We start from the raw sequence: 19,796 nt of genomic DNA, 5'->3' as shown, positions 1-19,796 counted from the left end.
ACCCGCAAACGCCGAGGGTTGCCCATGCGGTGCCACCTTCAAATGCGCTCGCGCCGTGCCGCCAGATTTGGTTGCGCCTTTTCTCGCCTGAGGTTACACCTTTGCCATATGGGGATGCCCATAGGGTGACGTTTCCAGAACATAGCGGGGCGGGCGGCCATGTCTCAGACCACCATCGGCGTGAAGATCGACGAGGCGTTGCGGGGCCGGCTTAAGGCCGCCGCCGAGCGCGAGGGTTGCACCGCGCACGCTCTCGTCAAGCAGGCCCTCACGGCTGCAATCGAGCGCACCGAGAGCGGACTTTCGGCGGTTCAGCAGCTTGATGTGGCAGCAGTCCCCGCAGTCGCCGATGGCGACGTGCATGCGGACAGCCCGTTCCTGTCCTTTGCCCGCGGCATCCAGCCCCAGGGCGTGCTGCGCGCCCGCATCACTTCCGCCTATCGGCTGCCGGAAACCGAGGCCGTGCCGGTGCTGCTCGGCCCCGCCACGCTGCCACCGGCGAAGGCGGAGGCGGCGCAGGCCCGCGCCCGGCATCTGGTGCAGACCCTGCGCGAGAAGGGCCAGAAGGGGCCGGTGGAGGGGCTGATCCACGAATATTCGCTGTCCAGCCAGGAGGGCGTGGCGCTGATGTGCCTCGCTGAGGCGCTGCTGCGCATTCCCGACCGCGCCACCCGCGACGCGCTGATCCGCGACAAGATCGGCCATGGCGACTGGCAGGCGCATGTCGGCCACAGCCCTTCGCTGTTCGTCAACGCCGCCACCTGGGGCCTTGTTCTCACAGGCAAATTGACCTCCACATCGAGCGAGGCCGGGCTGTCCGGCGCGCTTACCCGCCTCATCGGACGCGGCGGCGAGCCGCTGATCCGCCGCGGCGTCGACGTCGCCATGCGGATGATGGGCGAGCAGTTCGTCACCGGCCAGACCATCTCCGAGGCGCTGGCCAATTCCCGCCGCCTGGAGGCGAAGGGCTTCCGCTATTCCTTCGACATGCTCGGCGAGGCCGCCACCACCGAGGCCGACGCGCAACGCTATTTCGCCGATTACGAGCAGGCCATCCACGCCATCGGCAAGGCTTCGGCTGGGCGTGGCATCTATGAAGGGCCGGGCATCTCGATCAAGCTCTCCGCGCTCCACCCACGCTACAGCCGCTCGCAATATTCCCGTATTATCAATGAGTTGTTGCCACGTGTTACAGCGCTCGCCAAGCTGGCGCGGCACTACGACATCGGCCTCAATATCGACGCCGAGGAAGCCGACCGGCTCGAAATCTCGCTCGATCTGCTTGAATCTCTTTGTTTTGATGAGGCGCTAAATGGCTGGAACGGCATCGGTTTCGTCATTCAGGCCTATCAGAAGCGTTGCCCCTATGTGGTCGATTTCCTGATCGACCTCGCCCGTCGCTCCGGCCACCGGCTGATGGTGCGGCTGGTCAAGGGAGCGTATTGGGACAGCGAGATCAAGCGCGCCCAGGTCGAGGGGCTGGAAGGCTTTCCGGTCTATACGCGCAAGCTCCACACCGACGTCGCTTTCCTCGCCTGCGCCCGCAAGCTGCTGGCGGCGCCCGACGCCGTATTCCCGCAATTCGCCACCCACAATGCGCAGACGCTCTCGACCGTCATGGAAATGGCCGGCGCCAACTACTATGCCGGACAATATGAATTCCAATGCCTGCATGGAATGGGCGAACCGCTTTACGAGGAGGTGGTCGGCCGCGAGAAGCTCGGCCGGCCGTGCCGTATCTACGCGCCGGTCGGCACCCATGAGACGCTGCTCGCCTATCTGGTGCGGCGGCTGCTGGAGAACGGCGCCAACACCTCCTTCGTCAACCGCATCGCCGACCCCGCCGTCCCGGTCGACGAACTGATCGAGAGCCCGGTCGAGGCCGCCCGGCGGATGGATCCGGTGGGCGCGCCGCATCCCGGCATCGCTGCGCCGGCCGACCTGTTCGGCGACGAGCGCCGCAATTCGGCCGGGCTGGACCTCTCCAACGAGCAGCGCCTCGCCTCTCTCGCCGCCGCCCTGCTGGCCGGCAGCGCTGCGCCGCTGGCGGCCAAGCCGCTGCTCGCCGACGGCCCGGCCGAGGGCGTCGCCCGCCCGGTGCTCAACCCCGCCGATCATCGCGACCAGGTCGGCACGGTCGAAGAGGCGACGCCGCAGACCGTCGCCCGCGCCATGGAATTCGCCCACGCCGCGGCGCCGATCTGGCAATCGACACCGCCGGCCGAGCGGGCCGCCGGCCTGTTGCGCGCCGCCGAATTGATGGAAGCGCGCATGCCGGCGCTGATCGGCATCATCGTGCGCGAGGCCGGCAAGTCCTATCCCAACGCCGTCGGCGAGGTGCGCGAGGCGGTGGACTTCCTGCGCTATTACGGCGCGCAGGTGCGCGACGGATTCTCGGGCGACACTCATCGCCCGCTTGGGCCGGTCGCCTGCATCAGCCCGTGGAATTTTCCGCTCGCCATCTTCGCCGGGCAGGTCGCCGCAGCGCTGGCAGCCGGCAATGTCGTGCTGGCCAAGCCGGCCGAGGAGACGCCGCTGACCGCCTTCGCCGCCGTCGAAATCCTGCGCGAGGCCGGCGTGCCGGCGGGCGCCGTGCAGCTTCTTCCCGGCGCCGGCGAGGTGGGAGCGGCGCTGGTGGCGGATCCCCGCACGCGCGGCGTCATGTTCACCGGCTCCACCGAGGTGGCGCGGCTGATCCAGCGCCAGCTCGCGGATCGGCTCAATCCCGATGGCAGCGTCATCCCCTTGATCGCCGAGACCGGCGGCCAGAATGCGATGATCGTCGATTCCTCGGCGCTGGCCGAGCAGGTGGTGGCCGATGTTCTCGCCTCGGCCTTCGATTCTGCCGGCCAGCGCTGCTCGGCGCTGCGCATCCTGTGCCTGCAGGAGGACGTCGCGGACCGCACGCTGGAGATGCTGCGCGGGGCGCTGAAGGAGCTTAGCGTCGGCAATCCGGTCCTTCTGTCGACCGATATCGGCCCGGTCATCACCGCTGAGGCGAAGGCCGGCATCGAGGCCCATGTCGAGCGCCTGCGCGAGGCGGGATGCCGGGTGGAGCGGGTCGCCCTCGGGGAAGAGGCGCGCCACGGCACCTTCGTGCCGCCGACCCTGATCGAGATCGGCGACATCGCCGAGATCGGGCGCGAGGTGTTCGGCCCGGTGCTGCATGTGTTGCGCTACCGCCGCGACGAGCTCGATCGCCTGATCGAGGCGATCAACGCCACCGGCTACGGCCTCACTTTCGGGCTGCATACCCGCATCGACGAGACCATCGCCCGGGTCAGTTCCCACATCGAGGTCGGCAATGTCTACGTGAACCGCAACATCATCGGCGCCGTGGTCGGGGTGCAGCCCTTTGGCGGACATGGCCTTTCCGGCACCGGGCCGAAGGCCGGCGGGCCGCTCTATCTCGGCCGGCTGCTGGCGCGGCGCCCGGCGGCCCTGTTGCCGCCGAAGCAGGCCCCTGCCCCGGCCCGGCTCTGGGTCGACTTCCAGTCCGATACCGGTACACGGACCCTGTGCGGCGCGGTGCTCGACGCCTCGCCCTTCGGCTATATGCAGGAACTGCCCGGCCCGGTCGGCGAGCGAAACCTCTATGCCCTCTCCCCGCGCGGCATCGTGCTGTGCCTCGCGTCGACGCCGAAGGGCCTCGCCGTGCAGGTCGCAGCGGCACTGGCGACCGGCAACCGCGTGCTGCTGGAAGGCTCGCAACTGCCGCCGCTGCCCGCCGGGCTGGAGATGTGGGTCAGCCTGACCGACAACCATGCCGACGCTGTTTTCGACGCCGTGCTGTTCGAGGGCGACGGCGACGCGCTGCGCCAGCTCAACGAGGCGATCGCCGCGCGCGAAGGTCCCATCGTGCTGGTGCACGGGCTCGCGCCGGACGACATCGCGCGCGGCGAGACCTATCCGCTCGACCTGTTGATGCTGGAGCGCTCCACCAGCACCAACACCGCCGCCGCCGGCGGCAATGCCAGTCTGATGACGCTCGGCTGAACCGATTGTCGAAGAAGCCGGGCGCGCTCGGGCGCCCGGCCCTCGAAGCCTAGTTGTGGTTGAACCCGCCCGCCTCGTCATCGGTGAGCGGATGCGTGACGGGGTGTTTGGCGAAGAAGTCCAGCGCGCGCCGGAAATCGTCGAGCAGCAGGCTGGCGAGGTCGCGGCTCACCCCGTGGCGGACCAGAATGCGCTGGATCACCAGGTCCTGCCGGTCCGCCGGCAGGGAATAGGCCGGCACCTGCCAGCCGCGCGAGCGCAGCCGGTCGGCGAGATCGTAGAGTGTGTAGCCGCCAAAGCCCTTCTCGTCCTTCAGCTTCCAGCACAGTGCCGGAATGCCCTCGTGCCGATTGCCGTCATAGAGCAGCTCGAACGGGCCGAGCGCAGCAATCTCGCGGGCGAGATATTCCGCCGTATCGTAGCAGGCGTTCTGGATCTTGGCGTAGCCCTCGCGCCCCAGTCGGACGAAATTGTAATACTGCGCAATGACCTGCCCGCCCGGGCGGGAGAAGTTCAGCGCGAAGGTCGGCATGTCGCCGCCGAGATAGTTCACATCGAAGACGAGTTCCGGCGGCAGGTCGGCCACCTCGCGCCAGATCACCCAGCCCACGCCCAGCGGCGCGAGGCCAAATTTGTGGCCGGAGGTGTTGATCGACTTCACGCGTGGCAGGCGGAAATCCCATTCGACCTCGGGCGCACAGAACGGCGCGAGGAACCCGCCGGAAGCGCCGTCGACATGGATGGGGATGTCGATCCCGGTCTCGGCCTGCAGCTTGTCCAGCGCGTCGCTCACCGCCTTCACCGGCTCGTACTGGCAGGTAAAGGTGACGCCCAGCGTCGGCACGACGCCGATCGTGTTCTCGTCGGCACGCGCCAGCACCTCCTCCGGCGTCATGATCAGCCGGTCGCCTTCGAGCGGGATCTCGCGCAGCTCGACGTCGAAATAGCGGGCGAACTTATGCCAGCAGATCTGCACCGGGCCGCAGATCATGTTCGGCCGGTCGGCCGGCCTGCCCTCCTTGGCGCGACGCTTGCGCCACTGCCACTTCAGCGCGAGGCCACCCAGCATCGCCGCCTCCGACGAGCCGACGGTGGAGCAGCCGACGGTGCCTTGCGGGTCCGGCGCGTTCCACAGGTCGGCCATCATGCGCACGCAACGCGCCTCGATCTCCGCCGTCTGCGGGTACTCGTCCTTGTCGATCATGTTCTTGTCGATCGACAGGTCCATCAGGTCGCGAATCTCGTCATCGACCCAGGTCTGGCAGAAGGTGGCGAGGTTCTGCCGCGAATTGCCGTCCAGCATCAGTTCGTCGCGCACCGCCGCGAAGACGTGGCGCGGCTCCCTCTCCACCAGTGGGAATTCGGACTTCGGCAGCATCCCGAGCAGATCGGCCGACGAATAGATGTCGTCGAGGAGATCGTTGCGCAGACCGGCGCTGGGCTTTTCTGACGTCAAGGCTGGCGTCCTTTCATGATGCGACGTGGACGGAGAACAGCGGGGGCGGTCGGCACCACCGCCGGGAGAAAGGCGGCGGCGCGGCGGCCTGCCCGGGATACCGGCACCGCTTCGCGGGCAGGCAGGGCGATGATGGTCGCAAAAGCTACCCACTGCCGTGGAGTAAGCGATATCGCTGCCTTGAAATCAAGCAACCCGCTTGCCGCAGGATGCGATCGCCGGGGCGGCAAGGGGCGCCCTCACCGCCCGGCGAGCCCGGCCGGAACCTCGCTCGACGTCATCGCGCCGAGCACGAAAGCGAGGTTGGCCGCCGCCACCAGCGAGGCCGCATGGGCATCCGACTGGGCCTGCCGGGCGGTGAGCAGGCCGCTATCGGCAGCGGTCGCGGCGGTAATGTCACCGACCCCGCTGGTGTAGGCGTCGACCGCCGCGTCATAGGTCACGGCAGCGGCGCTGGCGAGCGCTGTCGCCGCGCGATAGGAGGCGAGCGCCGAGCGCAGCGTCTCGGCGCTGATGACGATCTCCCGGGCCGCGGTGTCGCGTGTCGTCTCGAAGGTGGCCTCGCTCGCCGCCGCCAGCGATTCCGCGTTCTTGAGCTGCGCCGCGCGCAGCCCGCCATCATAGAGCGGCACCGTCACGCCCAGAAGGACGCCGGTGGCGGAGGCCTGCTGGCCGATAGTCGGCAGGCCGGTGGCGCTGAAGCTGGCATCGCCGCCGGCCGCCACCGCGCCGAGAAACACTTTCGGCATGAATTCCGCCTGCGCCGCACCGATAGCCGACTGGCTCGCCTTCATCGCGGAGAACGAGGCCAGCACATCCGGGCGGCGGGCGAGCGCGGCCTTGATCATCGCCTCGGTCGGCGCGCCGACTGATTCCGGCAACGCCCGGCGGCCGGCCTCGCGGACCTTCAGCCGGGTCATCGGCGACACGCCCATGGCGCCGAGCAGCACCTGATAGGCGTCGCGCTCGGCGCCTTGCGCCTGCACGAGGCCGAACTGCGCCTGGGCCACCAGTTGCCGCCCCTGCGCCACTTCCACCGTCGTGCCGCGCCCCTCGTCATTGCGTGCCTGCGCCGCCGCGGAGATGTCGCGGGCATTGACGGCGTTCTGCTCGGCGATCCGCACCCGGCCGCGCGCCGCGCTGTAGAGGAAATAGCTGCGCGTCACGTCATGGATGATCTTCTGATGCGCGCCGTTGAACAGGATATTGGCGGCAGTGGCGTTGTGGCGCGCGGTCCTGTGCAGCGCGTCGCGCTGGCCGAAATCGAACACCAGCCATTGCAGCGCCACCTGCGGCGACACGCCCTCGATCCGGCTCGACACCTGACTGGTGCTGCCGATCGCGACGGGAAGCGATGCGGAGACGTCCTGCCAGCCGCCGATCACATTGGCCGAGATGAACGGCAGATAGGTCGCCTCCACCATGCCGGTCGCCAGCGCGGCCTGCCGCGCCTGCTGCCAGGCGACGCGGGTCAGCGGGTTCTGAGTCTGGGCGATGTCGATCAGTTCGGGCAGGCCGTAGGCGCGGCGGGGGTCGATGCCCGGCGTCGGCTGCATCTGCGCCACCTGCGGGTCGGCCGGCACGCTGAACACCCCGGCGGATGTCGCCGCCCCGCCGGTCTCCACGGCGCCCTCGCCCCCTGCCGGGGCGGCCGTCTCCGGCGCCCAGGGCTGGTCATGGCTCTGCGGCGCCGTCTTCAGCGCATTGGTGGCGCAGCCCGGCAGCAGGAGCCCGGCCAAAACAAGCCAGAGAGCGCCTGGCCGCGAACGGGGGAAGCGAAGATGTGCGGCCATGCCCCCTACCCCGCCGCCAGTGCGGCGATGCGCTCGGCCCGCCGGGCGAGGGGCTCGGTCGCCTCGCCTGCCGGCACCGCCGCCCCCGCGGGCGACTTGCCTCCCTCGTGCCGGCCGATCCGCTCGGCCGCCTGCGCGAACATGGCCGAGGTCTCCGCCGGCACGTTGGCCGCGAACATCAACGGGGGCAGCGCGCTGCGGGCTTCCTCCACCAGCCGGCGCAGGCGCTGGACGAGAGCCTCGGGCGGGCGCTGATGAGGCGGCTCGAACGGCAGCAGCGCCAGCGCTTCGCGCGCCTTGGCCAGTTCGGTTTCCGCCGCCGCGGCGTCGGCGATGCCGGCGGCGCGCGCGGGCGGGTCCATCGCCGCCAGCCGCGACAGCGCCGCCAGCGCGCGGGCGAGCCGCTCGCGCACATCGACCACCGCGCTCTTCGGCCATATCTGCGTGAAGACGAGATAGACGACGAGATTGCCGAGCAGGATGCCGACGACGCGGTCGCGGGCGGAATCCATGTCGGTGCTGGGCGCGAAGCCGTCGAGGATGGTGAGCAGGAAGGCGAGCCCGATCTGCACCCCGCCATAGGAGACGCGCTCGCTGCCCGACGACACCCATGCCGCGACCAGCACGCCAGCGAAGACCAGCGCCATCAGCCCTCCCACCGATTGCAGATGCGGGATGACGAACAGGATCGATCCGAGACCGAGCGACGCGCCGATCAGGCAGCCGATGATGCGCAGCGCCAGCTTGTGCACGGTCTCGCCGGTGGTGCCGAGCGCGGCCACATAGCAGGTGATCATCGCCGTATGGATGCCCTGCCAGTCGATCAGCGAATAGATCAGATAGCAGGCAATCGCCGCCGCCGTCGTCTTCAGCGCGTAGCGCTGGTGATCGGGATTGGTGAAGGCGTCGGTGGCCAGGAAGGCCGGCTTGGCCGCTGTGGCACCGGAGCCGCCATTCGGCTGCGCCAGCCCGGCCAGTGCCTCCCTGACGACACCGGCCGGTCCCGTGTCTGTTATCGCCACAGCCGGCGGAGGCTCGGGGCGCCGGCCGCCGGCAATGAGGGCCGCTGCCGAGCGACACTGGTCGGCAAGCGCCTTTCGCGCGTCGGAACCGATTTCGGCGGGCAGCGCGGCCACCGCCAGCAGCAGGCGATAGGCGGTCGCCGCGGCGCCGGAGAGCCACCTCACCTCCGCGCTCGGCGCGGTGTGCAGCAGGCGCGCCAGCATGGCCTGCTTGTCGCCCGCCGCGAGCCCCTCCTCCAATGCCACGCGGAGCGGCGCACGCGCCTCCCCCGACAGCGCCTGCGCGGCGGCGTCGAGACGGCGGCACACGCTCCGGCGCAGCAGGCGATGGGGCGACGTACCGAAGACCATGCAGAAAACGGCCATCAGCGCCATCGGCATGACCGCCATCTGCCAGGCATAGAGCAGGCCTCGCGTGACGATCTCCCCGGCCGGCACCTGATCCACCAGCGTCAGCACGAAGGCGATGACCAGCGCGATGATCGCCCCTATCTCGCCGAGCTGAGAGGCCGAGCTGAGGAACAGAAAGGCGAACGAGGTCGCCGCGATCAGCGCGATGCGCAGCAGCGGCTGGTCCGCCGTCGCCTGGATGATCGGGGCCATGAGGAGGACGATGAGGCTGACGAGGATGGTCAGGCCGATCGCCTGCGCCACGCACTCCGCCCCGTTGGGCCGCATCAGGAAGATGATGAGGTAGCAGCTGATGGCGGATTCCGGCACCTTGTAGAGCATCGCCGTGCCGCAGACGAGCGCGCACAGCAGGGCGACGCGCCAGGTCATGGCGAAGCGGCCGGGAAAGGGCTGGAGATCGGCCCAGGCCTGCCGGAAGATGCCGGCCCAGGGCTGCTCAGCAGTCCGTGTCATGGTGCACGATCGCGGTGGCGGACGCGCCGATGCGCATCAGGTCGGACGGGGGATCGATGAGGCGGATGCGGACCGGGAAGCGCTGCGCCACCCGCACCCAGTCGAGGCTCTTGGGCACGATCGGCATCTTGCGCGGCAGGCTGATCTGCTCGGTCGACTGCACGCCCCAGCTGATGCCCTCCACCCGGCCGCGCATCTTCACCTCGCGATCGGCCAGCGTGTAGACGCTGGCGCAGTTGCCGACGCGCAGCCGCGCCAGCTCGGTCTCGATGAAGGCGGCGGAGGCGTACCAGGCGCCGGTGTCGATCAGCACGAAGATCGACTGGCCCGGCAGCACATATTCGCCGACCGCCGTCTCCAGCCCCACCACCTTGCCGTCGAACGGCGCCGTCACCTGGGTGTCGTTCAAAGCCCGCTCGGCGATCGCCAGCGCCGCGCGGCGCGCCTCGACCAGCGCCACCGCCGCCGCGGTATCGCTGACCAGCGCGACGGCCGCCGCCTCCTGCTGCATCGCCTGCCTCAGGCTCACCTGCGCATCGCGCTTGGCGGTCGCCGCATCGTCCACCTGCTGGGCGCTGACATAGCCCTTCGGCCGCAAGGCCTCCAGCCGGCCGAGGGTCTGCGTCGCCAGTTCGAGATTCTGCCGCGCCCGCGTCACCTGATCCTGCGCGATCACGGCATTGGCCCGTTCCGCGGTGACGGTGCGCTGCTTGTCGCCCAGCGTGGCTTCGGCAAGCCGCAGGTCGGCCTTCGCCTGCTCGACCTGAAGACGATAGGTCGCCGGGTCGAGGGCGAACAGCAGTTCGCCCTTGCGCACGGCATCGTTCTCGCGGACGCCGATGGCGACGATACGTCCGGGGACGGAAGCCGAGATCGCCGTCACGTCGGCGGTGAGTTCCGCATCCTGCGACAGCGGGTTGAGTTCGGCATTGCGGATATACTCCCAGCCCAGAAATCCCGCCGCCAGTACCGCCAGCAGGCTGACGACGATCGCCAGTCGACGTTGGGGGCCGGGATGGTCTTGCGTGTCCACGGCCTACCTTCCGAAGCCGAGGAGAGAGATCGCGAAGCCGATGGCGGCCGCGATGCAGACATAGACCGGGAGACGGACCGGCAGCGCGTCGTCAATGCCGATCCGGACGAACAGCAGCCGCACGATCACCGCGCCGACTATGCCGAGCAGCGCGGCGAGCAGCCAGGACGGAAAATAGGCGCCAAACAGCGGAATCGCGGGCGCGCCAGTGGAAACGCAGCCGGTGAGCGGCCAGATGGCGAGGGTCACGACCGCGGCGCGCCGCCGCCATGAGGGGCGACGCTCCAGCCGCCGGACCACGTGACCTGAAACGGAGAACCCGTATGTCAATGGCAGCCTCCGGCAAAGTCTTCCGCGAGTCGGAAGCCTTGGAACAAAGGGGTAGCAAGGGCTTGGCGGCAGATCAAATTCCGGTGGCGCCACGGCGCGCGAACGGCCCGGCGGCCTCCGGACACGAGGGTGACGCAGGGTTCGCCCTTTTCCCTCCTGCTGAATCATGCCACCAAACCTCGAACAGTCGCGGCTCGACGGCGGCGCCGGCGCCAATGGCCCGGTTCAGCAGGACTGTCGCGCGCAACCGGTGCCAGAGGGGCCCGAGCCGAACCGAAGGGGACAGGACGAGATGTGCACATCGCTGAGCTACCGCGACGCGCAGGGGAAGGCGTATTTCGGCCGCACGCTGGAGCTCACCATCGACCTGCCCTACCAGATCGTCTATTTCCCCGTCGGCTTCCCCACCCGCTCGGAGGTCGAGGGGCACCCGGCGGCGGAATTCCGCGCCCGGCACGCCATGCTGACCGTCACCATGCCGTGCCGGGTTCCCACCCCCGAGGCGCCGATCGGCATCGACGATCTCAAGGTGCTGGAGGGCCTCAATGACCAGGGTTTGAGCTTCAGCCTGCTGTCCTACCCGACGGCGGCCGGCAAGCAGCGCTCGGTGGCGATGACGCAGGCGGTGCTGTCCGCCTCCGATCTCGGCACCTGGTGCCTCGGCCAGTTCGCCACGGTGGCGCAGGTGAAGGCCGCGCTCGATGCGCAGCCGATCGTGCTCGTTCCACTCGCCATACTCGGCGGGATCGAATCGCCGTTCCATTATGTGGTGCACGACGCCACCGGCGCGGCGCTGGTGATCGAGTTCGACCACGGCGAGATGAGCGTGCACGACAACCCGGTGGGCGTGATGACCAACGGCCCCAATTTCGCCTGGCACCTCACCAACCTCGACAACTACACCTTCCTCTCGAATGTCGACCGGTCGTCGGCAAGCTTCGGCGGCTACAAGGCGGTGCAGCCGGATTCCGGTATCGCCACCGCCGGCCTGCCGGCCTCCAACACCTCGGTCGGGCGCTTCGTTCGCGCCGCCTATTACGCCCAGTTCACCGAGAAGGCGGCGACGCCGGACCTCGCCATGCGCACGCTGGCGCACATCCTCAACAATTTCGACCGGCCGCGCGGGGTGAGCATCGACTATCCCGCGCAGGGCGGCAGCCACATGGAAGTGGCGGGGCTCGACCAGCCGGCCTCGGAACCTTACGCGACCGAATTCACCTCCTGGACCAGCCTTTCCGACCTCGACCGCAAGCTGTTTTTCGTGCGCGACTACAAGAGCCTGAACTTCACCCGCTTCGATCTTGCGGCCCTGGTGGATGTCGCCGAGCCGAAGGTGCTGCCGGTCGACCGGCTCGATGGCGAGGCGAGCGACGCCACCGCAGCGCTGATAGGCGCGAAGGCGGCGTAAACCGCCGATGAGGGCGCGTCTCTTCCATCCGCTCGGCCCGCGCATGCACATTGCCGGACCGTGGCCCTTCATCACCAGGCGCAGCTACGCCTATGCCGGCCGGCGAATCATCTGGCGGGCGCGCCAGCACCGCAAGGGCCTGGAGCGGGCGGCGCGGGCGCTGGAGAACGCGCCGGTCCCGTTCTGGCAGACGCAGGCCTATAATTGGTGGACCGGCGCACTGTTCGCGCTCGGCTCGCTGCTGTTCATGCTCGGCAGCCTGCTCAGCCTGCTGCCCGAAGCTGCCGGCCTTCCGGCGACGCCCATCAATGTCGTGTTCTTCATGGGCTCGATCCCGTTCACGCTGGCGGGCTATCTCCAGCATTTCCAGGCCGCCAACACCGCCGAATTCACGCTCGACCCGGCCGATGCCGCCGCGCCGCGACGGCTGTCGCTGATCGGCTGGCACCCGCGCAGCCCGGGATGGCTGAGCACCTTCTGCCAGTTCGTCGGCACGGTGGCCTTCAACTTCAACACCTTCGACCCGCTGTGCGTCGGCGACGGCTGGTACGTGCAGGATGTGGCGGTGTGGCTGCCGGGAATGATCGGCTCGGTGCTGTTCCTGGTCTCAGGCTATCTCGCCTATGCCGAAGCCGGGCATAGCTACTGGAGCTGGCGGCCGAGGCAGCTCGACTGGCGGATCGTGTTCATCAACCTTCTCGGCTGCCTCGCCTTCATGGCCGCCTCGATCCTCGCCTATGTGCCGCGCGGGGGCGAGGTGTGGTGGATACCGGATCTGGCCAGTATCCTGCTGGGCATCGGGGCGCTCGACTTCTTCCTCGGCGCCGCGCTGATGATGCGCGAGAGCGAGACGGCCGCGACGGGCTAGAGCACGTTCCGATCTGATTGCATCGCAATCAGATCGGTGAACCAGTCTCCAGAACGGATCGACGCTCAGGATTCAGGCGGCGATGACCGGGCCGGCGTGACGTCGGTTCGCCCTACTCCGCGAACAGCCGGGCGTCGCCCGGCGCCCAGCTCAGCCGCACCCGCTGGCCCACGCCGTGCCCGGCGGGCGGCAGCGTGTGCGAGGGCATGCGGACATTGAGCGCGCCGCCCCATGCCGTCGTGAGCGCGAAATGGAAGGTCTCGCCGATGAAGGTGGCGTCGGACAGCACCGCGTCGATGCCGGCGGGCGCATCGGCTCCGGCCGGGCTGGAGATGCGCAGCCGGTCGGGGCGGATCATCAGCCGCGCCGCGGCGCCGACCGGCGCCTGCCGGTCGATCGGCAGTTCCGGCAACCGGCTGCCATCGGGCAGCACGATATCGGCGCGCTCGCCCGCATGGGCGGCGATGGTGCAGTCGAGAAAGTTGGAATGGCCGACGAAGCCGGCGACGAAACGGGTACGCGGCGCCTCGTAGAGGTCGCGCCCCTTGCCGACCTGCTCGATGCGGCCATGGTTGAACAGCGCCACCCGGTCGGACAGGCTGAGCGCTTCCTCCTGGTCGTGCGTGACATAGAGAATGGTCACGCCGGTCTCGCGGTGGATGCGGCGGATCTCGACCTGGATTTCCTCGCGCAATTTCTTGTCGAGGGCGGAGAGCGGCTCGTCCATCAGCAGCAGCGGCGGATCATAGGCCAGCGCCCGCGCCAGCGCGACGCGCTGCTGCTGGCCGCCGGAAAGCTGCGCCGGCATCCGGTCGGCGAAGCCCTCCAGCCGGACCAGCGCCAGCATCTGCTCGACCTTGCGCGCGATCTCGGCCGCCGGCCGCCGCCGCACCCGCAGCGGAAAGGCGACGTTCTCGGCCACGCTCAGATGGGGAAACAGCGTGTAGCGCTGGAACACCATGCCGATGTTCCGCCGGTTCGAAGGCTCGCGCAGGATGCTGCGCCCCTCAAGCCGGATGTCGCCGGCGCTCGGGTCGAAAAAGCCGGCGATCATGTAGAGCGTGGTGCTCTTGCCGGAGCCGGAGGGCCCGAGGAAGGTCATGAATTCGCCGCGCGCGATCTCGAGCGAGACGTCGGAGACGGCGGCCACCTTGCCGAAGCTCTTGGTGATGCCGCGTATGTCGAGAAAGCAGGTCATGATCGTGCGTCCTTCCGGAGCAGGGCGGCGAGGGCCATGAGACCGGCGGTCAGGGCGATGAGGACGGTGGAGACGGCGGCGATGACCGGGGAGAGGTCCTGGCGCAGCGTCGAGAAGATGCGCACCGGCAGGGTCTGCAGGTCCGGGCTCGCCATGAAGATGGCGATCACCACCTCGTCCCAGGAGGCGAGGAAGGAGAACAGCGCCGCGCTCATCAGCCCGAGCCTTATGCCCGGCAGGGTGACCCGCAGCTTCGCCTCCAGCGGGCTGGCGCCGCAGACGATGGCGGCGGTCTCGATGTCGCGGTCGAAACGCTCCAGCGCGTTGGAAATGGCGATGATCGAGAACGGCAGCGCGACCACCAGATGCGCCAGCACGAAGCCGGTGAACGTGCCGTTGAGATGCAGCCGCAGGAAGAACGCGTAGAGCGCCACCGCCAGCACCACCACCGGCAGGATCATCGGGGTGAGGAACAGCGCCCGCAGCAGCTCCCGCCCGCGAAACTCCCCGCGCGTGAGGCCGAACGAGGCCATCAGCCCGATCACCACCGACAGTACCGTCACCACGGCGGCGATCCGGAAGCTGGTGAGGAAGGAGGCGATCCACGCGGGATCGTCGAACAGTTCCCTGTACCAGCGCAGCGTCCAGCCCGGCGGGGGAAACTGCAGCCAGCGCGACGAGCCGAAGGACAGCCCGACGATCAGCAGGATCGGCAGCAGCAGATAGGCGCCGACCAGCAGGGCGATGAGCACCAGCACGAGGCGCCACGGGCCGAGGCGGGAGAAATCGAGCAGCATCGCCTCAGCTCCTCGCCTGGCCGAAGCCGAAGAAGCGCAGCTGCACCGCATAGATGGCGAGGGTGACGACCAGCAGCACCAGCGCGGCGGCGCCCGCCAGCCCCCAGTCGAGCAGCGACTGCACGAGCTGGGCGATGAGTTCGGCCAGCATCATGTTGGAGGTGCCGCCGAGCAGCGCCGGGGTGATGAAATAGCCGAGCGACATCACGAACACCATCAGCGCGCCGGCGGCGATGCCGGTCGCGGTCAGCGGCAGCATCACCCGGGTGAAGGCCTGCCAGCGGCTCGCCCCGCACAGCGACGCGGCCTGGAACACCGAGGGATCGATGGAGCGGATGGTGGCGTGCAGCGGCAGGATCATGAAGGGCAGCATGATGTAGGTCATGCCGATGGTGACGCCGACCAGGTTGTTGATCAGCGGCAGCGGCTCGGAGATGAGGCCGAGATTCATCAGTGTCCGGTTGATCAGGCCGGTGCGCTGCAGCAGCACCATCCAGGCATAGGTGCGGGCCAGCAGGTTGGTCCACATCGACAGGATCACCACGGCGAACAGCAGCCGCGACCAGAAGCCGGGAGCGATGGCCAGGAACCAGGCGACCGGGAAGCCGAGCAGCACGGTGGCCACCGTCACCGTGGCGGCGACCAGGAAGGTGTTGCCCAGCACCTTCAGATAGGTGGTCGAGGCGAAGAAGGCGGCGTAGTTCTGCAGTCCCGGCTCAGGTTCCAGCACGCTGCGCAGCAGCAGCGCCAGCACCGGCAGCACGAACACCACCGCCACCAGCGCAAAGGCCGGCGTCACGGCGGCGAGGCCGGCCGGCAGCCGGCGCGGTCGCGCCGGAGAGGGAACATGCGCGGCGTGCGAAAGGGTCATCGAAAGGCTCGCATCGGGCCGGCCGCGAAGGGCGGTCGGTTGGACGATGGAAAAGGCGCAGGCCGACGGCGCCGCCGGCCTGCGTTCGAATCCGTTCGGCGCGCCTCCGCCCGGGCGAAGGCAAGGGGGCGAAGGCGCGCCGGCCTCACTTCGCCTGCCAGGCGTACCAGCGCTTGCCGATCTCGTCGCGATGCGCCGCCCAGTAGGCCATGTCGAGATTGATCTGCGACGAGGTGTGCTGGTCCGGCAGGTTCGCCGCCACGTCCTTCGGCATCAGCGCCGCCGACTTGACGTTGACCGGCGCGTAGCCGCTGTCGGTGGCGAAGCTGGCCTGACCTTCCGGGCTGGTCGCCTCGGCCAGGAACTGCATCGCCGCCTCCCTGTTCTTCGCCCCCTTGGGCACCACGAGCATGTCGGCGGCGGTGAGATTCTGCTCCCACGACACCCCGACCTTCTCGCCGCTCTGTTCGAGCGCGAACAGGCGGCCGTTCCAGAACTGGCCGATCGGCGCCTCGCCGGAGGCCAGCAATTGCTGCGACTGCGCGCCGGTGCCCCACCAGACGATGTCGGACTTGATGGTGTCGAGCTTCTTGAAGGCACGGTCGAGGTCGAGCGGGTAGAGCTTGTCGGCCGGCACGCCGTCGGCAAGCAGCGCGATCTCCAGCACGCCCGGCGCCGACCATTTGTAGAAGGTGCGCTTGCCGGGGAAGGCCTTGGTGTCGAACACGTCGGCCCAGTTCCTGGGGGCTTTTTCACCGAGGCTGGCCGGATTGAAGCCGAGCACGAAGGAATAATAGAAGCTGCCGACCGCATGGTCGGTGACGAAGCGCGGGTCGAGATCGCCGCGGTTGACGACGCCGAAGTCGATCGGCTCCAGCAGCCCGTCCTTGGCGGCGGCGGCGGCGAAATCGGCTTCGACGTCGACCACGTCCCAGTCGACATTGCCGCTCTCGACCATGGCTTTGAGCTTGCCGTAATCGGTGGGGCCGTCCTGCTTCACGGCGATGCCGGTCTTCTTGGTGAAGGGCTCGGCCCAGTCCTTCTTCTGGGCGTCCTGGGTGGTACCGCCCCAGCTGGTGAAGACGATCGCCTGCGACTGGGCGGCGGCGACGCCGAGCCCGGCGCCGACGATGAGGGCACTGAAGGCGATGGCCTTGGCTAGGCGCATTCCGTTGCTGCGAGACATCTCTGATTCCCCTTTGGATCTCTGTTTCGCCGACGCTGCTTTCGTCGGCACAAGGCGGCGCTTGTCGCGCTCGGGTCTCAGTCCAGCGGCGAGAACGCGGTCGGCAGGAGAATCTTGTTCTCCATGACCTCGATCAGCGCCTGGATCTTGGGAAGGAAGGCCTGCCACGCCGGATCGGCATTGAGCCGGGCGCGGCGCGCGGCGCGGTCGTCCAGGCTGGCATAGGCCCAGATATGGACGATCTCGTTCAGCGGCCCGATCTCGCTGGTGAAATAGCCCACCAGCTGGCCGAGATGGCGCTTCTGGAGCGCGATGCCCTCATCCGCCACCAGCTTCACATAGGCCGGGACCGTGCCGGTCTTCAGCCGGTAGGTGCGCATCTCGTAAAGCATGGCGGGTCTCCTCAGCGCATCACGAAGGGATCGGCGATCGGCTCGTCGGAGGTGCGGATCCAGACCGATTTGGTGCGGGTGTAGTCGCGTATGGATTCGGCGCCGCCCTCGCGGCCGAGTCCGGACTGGCCGTAGCCGCCGAACGGCACGATGGGCGAGACCGCGCGGTAGGTGTTCACCCAGACGATGCCGGCGCGCAGCTTGCGGATCAGTCGGTGTGCGCGGGTGAGGTTGGAGGTGAAGACGCCGGCGGCCAGCCCGAACGGGCTGTCATTGGCCTTGGCGACGACGTCGGCCTCACCCTCGAAGGCGATCACCGACAGCACCGGACCGAACAGTTCCTGCGCCGCGCAGGGCACCTCGTTGCCGGCGCAGGCGAGGATGGTCGGCGCGTAATAGAGCCCGTCCTCGAACCCTGCCGGCCGGCCACCGCCGGTGACGAGCGCGGCGCCGGCCTCCAGGCTCGCCGCCACGGTCGCCTCGATATGGGCGAGCTGGCGTGGGGTAGCGAGCGGCCCCATCTCGGTCGCCGCATCGGCGGGATCGCCGATGCGGATGCGACGCGCCTTCTCGGCAAGGATCGCGAGCAGCTTCTCGCGCACGCTTTCCTCGACGAACAGCCGCGAGCCGGCGACGCAGCTCTGGCCGGAGGCGGCGAAGATGCCGGCCACCACGGCGTTGGCCGCGCTCTCCAGATCGGCATCGGCGAACACGATGACCGGCGACTTGCCGCCGAGTTCCAGCGTCGTGTAGGCGAGGTTCTCCGCCGTGTTGCGCACCACGTGCCGGGCCGTCGACGGCCCGCCGGTGAAGGCGACCCGGGAGACCAGCTTATGGGCGGTGAGCGTGCGCCCGCACTCCTCGCCGAAGCCGGTGAGGATGTTGACCACGCCGGGCGGGAAGCCGGCCTCATGCACCAGCCGGGCGAAGGCCAGCAGCGGCGCCGGGCCGTCCTCGGAGGCCTTCAGCACCACGGTGCAGCCGGCCGCCAGCGCCGGGCCGAGCTTCACCGCCGAGAGGAAGAGCTGCGAGTTCCACGGCACCACCGCCGCCACCACGCCGATCGGCTCGCGGCGCAGATAAGCCTCCATGTCGGGCTTGTCGACGGGCAGATGCGCGCCCTCGAACTTGTCGGCAAGGCCGCCGAAATAGCGATAATATTCCGCGACATAGCCGATCTGCGCGCGGGTCTCGCGGATGATCTTGCCGGTGTCGCGGGTCTCCAGCTCGGCCAGTTCGGGCGCATGGGCGGCGACCAGATCGCCGAGCCTCGTCAGCAGCCTGCCGCGCTGGGTGGCGGTGAGCTCGGCCCAGGCCGAATCGTCGAAGGCACGATGGGCGGCACGCACCGCGCGGTCGACATCGGCGGCGGAGGCGGCCGGCATCCGCGCCCAAGGCATGCCGCGCGCCGGATCGAGGCTCTCGAAGCTCGCTTCGCCGGCCACGAAGGCGCCGTCGATATAGAGCCTGAAGTCGTCGCGCAGGGCGGGGGTGGCCATAAGCTGTTTCCTCACGCCATCGCCGCGGCGGCGGGCGCCGGCGCGAAGGCCGGCATCACCTCGCGGATGAACAGGTCGAGCGACTTCATCTTGCGCGCATGGCCGATGCCGCTGTCGATCCAGATCGAGAACTGGTCGTAGCCCATCGCCTCATAGGCTTTGAGCCGCGCGATCACCTCGTCCGGCCGGCCGATGACGAGGTTCCGGCGCACGGTTTCGGGCGCATATTGCGGGAAGGCGGCGCGCTCCTCGGGCGAGAGCGGCGCCATGATGCCCTGGCGGATCGGCCGCTTGTTGGCGAACCAGGCCCCGAACAGACCGTAGAAGGCGGAGAGGTCGTCGGCGAGCCGGTCGACCTCGGCGTCGCTCTCGCCGACGAAGCAGTGCTGCAGCAGCATGATCTTCGGGCGCGGCACCTGCGGGTGAGCGGCCACGGCGGCGGTGAAGCGCTCCATCAGGCTCGCCACCTCGCCATCGCCGGAAGCGAGCGGCGTGACCTGCACGTTGCACCCGTTCGCCACCGCGAAGGCGTGGCTGTTGGGGTCGCGGGCGGCGATCCACACCGGCGGGCCGCCGGCCTGCACCGGCTTGGGCGAGGCGGTGGTGGTGGGGAAGGCGTAGAACTCGCCCTGATGGGCATAGTCGCCCTCCCACAATTTCTGTACCGCCGGCACCAGCTCGCGCATGCGCAGCCCCGCGCCCATGGCGTCGAGGCCCGGCAGCAGCCGCTCATATTCGAACATGTAGGCGCCACGGGCGATGCCGAGATCGAGCCGGCCATTGCAGGCGACATCCATCATCGCCGCCTCGCCGGCGAGCCGGATCGGGTGCCAGAACGGGGCGACGACATTGCCGGTGCCGAGCCGGATGGTGGAGGTGCGGGCGGCGAGATGGGCGAGCTGGATGAACGGGTTGGGCGCGATGGTGAACTCCATCCCGTGGTGCTCGCCGATCCAAACCGTCTCGAAGCCGGCGGCCTCGGCAGCCAGCGCCATCGCCTCCAGCTCGTCGAACAGCCGGCGATGGGGAATCGCGGGATCGGTGCGTTCCATGTGGGCGAAGAGGGAGAACTTCATGACCTTG

15 protein-coding genes are annotated in these 19,796 nt (G+C 68.9%); 3 read left to right on the top strand and 12 right to left on the bottom strand.

The window, feature by feature from the left end:
- Positions 1-159: 159 nt before the first annotated feature.
- Positions 160-3,996 carry a trifunctional transcriptional regulator/proline dehydrogenase/L-glutamate gamma-semialdehyde dehydrogenase gene (putA, locus tag KHC23_RS10495; protein ID WP_213372208.1) on the top strand — a complete coding sequence of 1,279 codons (3,837 nt, stop codon included), beginning with the start codon at positions 160-162 and terminating at the stop codon, positions 3,994-3,996.
- A 49-nt stretch (positions 3,997-4,045) separates the two neighbouring features.
- Here the strand turns inward: putA and gad are convergent, their stop codons facing one another.
- From gad to KHC23_RS24770, 5 genes are all read right to left on the bottom strand, one after another.
- Positions 4,046-5,452, bottom strand: a complete 1,407-nt coding sequence (gene gad, locus KHC23_RS10490) for a glutamate decarboxylase (RefSeq protein WP_213372206.1) — start codon at positions 5,450-5,452, stop codon at positions 4,046-4,048.
- Between the two features lie 239 nt (positions 5,453-5,691).
- A complete protein-coding gene (locus KHC23_RS10485; RefSeq protein WP_246544499.1) occupies positions 5,692-7,245 on the bottom strand; it encodes a TolC family protein in 1,554 nt (517 codons plus the stop codon).
- 5 nt (positions 7,246-7,250) lie between these two features.
- On the bottom strand, positions 7,251-9,131 hold the full coding sequence (locus KHC23_RS10480) for an FUSC family protein (protein ID WP_213372204.1): 1,881 nt from the start codon (positions 9,129-9,131) through the stop codon (positions 7,251-7,253).
- A complete protein-coding gene (gene mdtN, locus KHC23_RS10475; RefSeq protein WP_213372202.1) occupies positions 9,115-10,164 on the bottom strand; it encodes a multidrug transporter subunit MdtN in 1,050 nt (349 codons plus the stop codon). The genes KHC23_RS10480 and mdtN overlap by 17 nt, the downstream gene beginning before the upstream one ends.
- A gap of 3 nt (positions 10,165-10,167) precedes the next feature.
- Entirely contained in the window at positions 10,168-10,413 is a 246-nt protein-coding gene (locus KHC23_RS24770) for a YtcA family lipoprotein (RefSeq protein WP_213372200.1), read from the bottom strand.
- Positions 10,414-10,786: 373 nt separating this feature from the next.
- Between KHC23_RS24770 and KHC23_RS10465 the strand changes: the two genes are divergently transcribed.
- Together KHC23_RS10465 and KHC23_RS10460 are read left to right on the top strand one after the other, a co-directional pair.
- The gene (locus tag KHC23_RS10465) at positions 10,787-11,902 is read left to right on the top strand and encodes a linear amide C-N hydrolase (protein WP_213372198.1); all 1,116 of its coding nucleotides are present in this window, start codon (positions 10,787-10,789) and stop codon (positions 11,900-11,902) included.
- Between the two features lie 7 nt (positions 11,903-11,909).
- Positions 11,910-12,770, top strand: coding sequence for a hypothetical protein (locus KHC23_RS10460; RefSeq protein WP_213372196.1), 861 nt, complete (start codon positions 11,910-11,912; stop codon positions 12,768-12,770).
- 112 nt (positions 12,771-12,882) lie between these two features.
- Here the strand turns inward: KHC23_RS10460 and KHC23_RS10455 are convergent, their stop codons facing one another.
- The 7 genes from KHC23_RS10455 to KHC23_RS10425 all read right to left on the bottom strand — a co-directional run bounded on the left by KHC23_RS10455 (position 12,883) and on the right by KHC23_RS10425 (position 19,789).
- Positions 12,883-13,968, bottom strand: a complete 1,086-nt coding sequence (locus KHC23_RS10455; protein ID WP_246544498.1) for an ABC transporter ATP-binding protein — start codon at positions 13,966-13,968, stop codon at positions 12,883-12,885.
- Complete coding sequence (locus tag KHC23_RS10450; RefSeq protein WP_213372194.1) at positions 13,965-14,765, bottom strand: ABC transporter permease; 801 nt, start codon at positions 14,763-14,765, stop codon at positions 13,965-13,967. The genes KHC23_RS10455 and KHC23_RS10450 overlap by 4 nt, the downstream gene beginning before the upstream one ends.
- A 4-nt stretch (positions 14,766-14,769) precedes the next feature.
- Positions 14,770-15,636 (bottom strand): ABC transporter permease, encoded by an 867-nt coding sequence (locus KHC23_RS10445; protein WP_213372192.1) that lies wholly within the window; start codon positions 15,634-15,636, stop codon positions 14,770-14,772.
- Positions 15,637-15,781: 145 nt separating this feature from the next.
- Positions 15,782-16,804 carry an ABC transporter substrate-binding protein gene (locus KHC23_RS10440; protein WP_213373199.1) on the bottom strand — a complete coding sequence of 341 codons (1,023 nt, stop codon included), beginning with the start codon at positions 16,802-16,804 and terminating at the stop codon, positions 15,782-15,784.
- Positions 16,805-16,899: 95 nt separating this feature from the next.
- Complete coding sequence (locus KHC23_RS10435) at positions 16,900-17,214, bottom strand: NIPSNAP family protein (protein WP_213372190.1); 315 nt, start codon at positions 17,212-17,214, stop codon at positions 16,900-16,902.
- An 11-nt stretch (positions 17,215-17,225) separates the two neighbouring features.
- The gene (locus tag KHC23_RS10430; protein WP_213372188.1) at positions 17,226-18,713 is read right to left on the bottom strand and encodes an aldehyde dehydrogenase; all 1,488 of its coding nucleotides are present in this window, start codon (positions 18,711-18,713) and stop codon (positions 17,226-17,228) included.
- Positions 18,714-18,724: 11 nt separating this feature from the next.
- On the bottom strand, positions 18,725-19,789 hold the full coding sequence (locus KHC23_RS10425; protein WP_213372186.1) for an LLM class flavin-dependent oxidoreductase: 1,065 nt from the start codon (positions 19,787-19,789) through the stop codon (positions 18,725-18,727).
- Between the last annotated feature and the right edge of the window lie 7 nt (positions 19,790-19,796).

It is taken from the genome of Ancylobacter dichloromethanicus (genome assembly GCF_018390645.1).
Taxonomy (GTDB): Bacteria; Pseudomonadota; Alphaproteobacteria; order Rhizobiales; family Xanthobacteraceae; genus Ancylobacter; species Ancylobacter dichloromethanicus.
The sequence above is the reverse complement of the archived record's forward strand: the minus strand, read 5'-3'. Positions and strand labels throughout refer to the sequence as shown.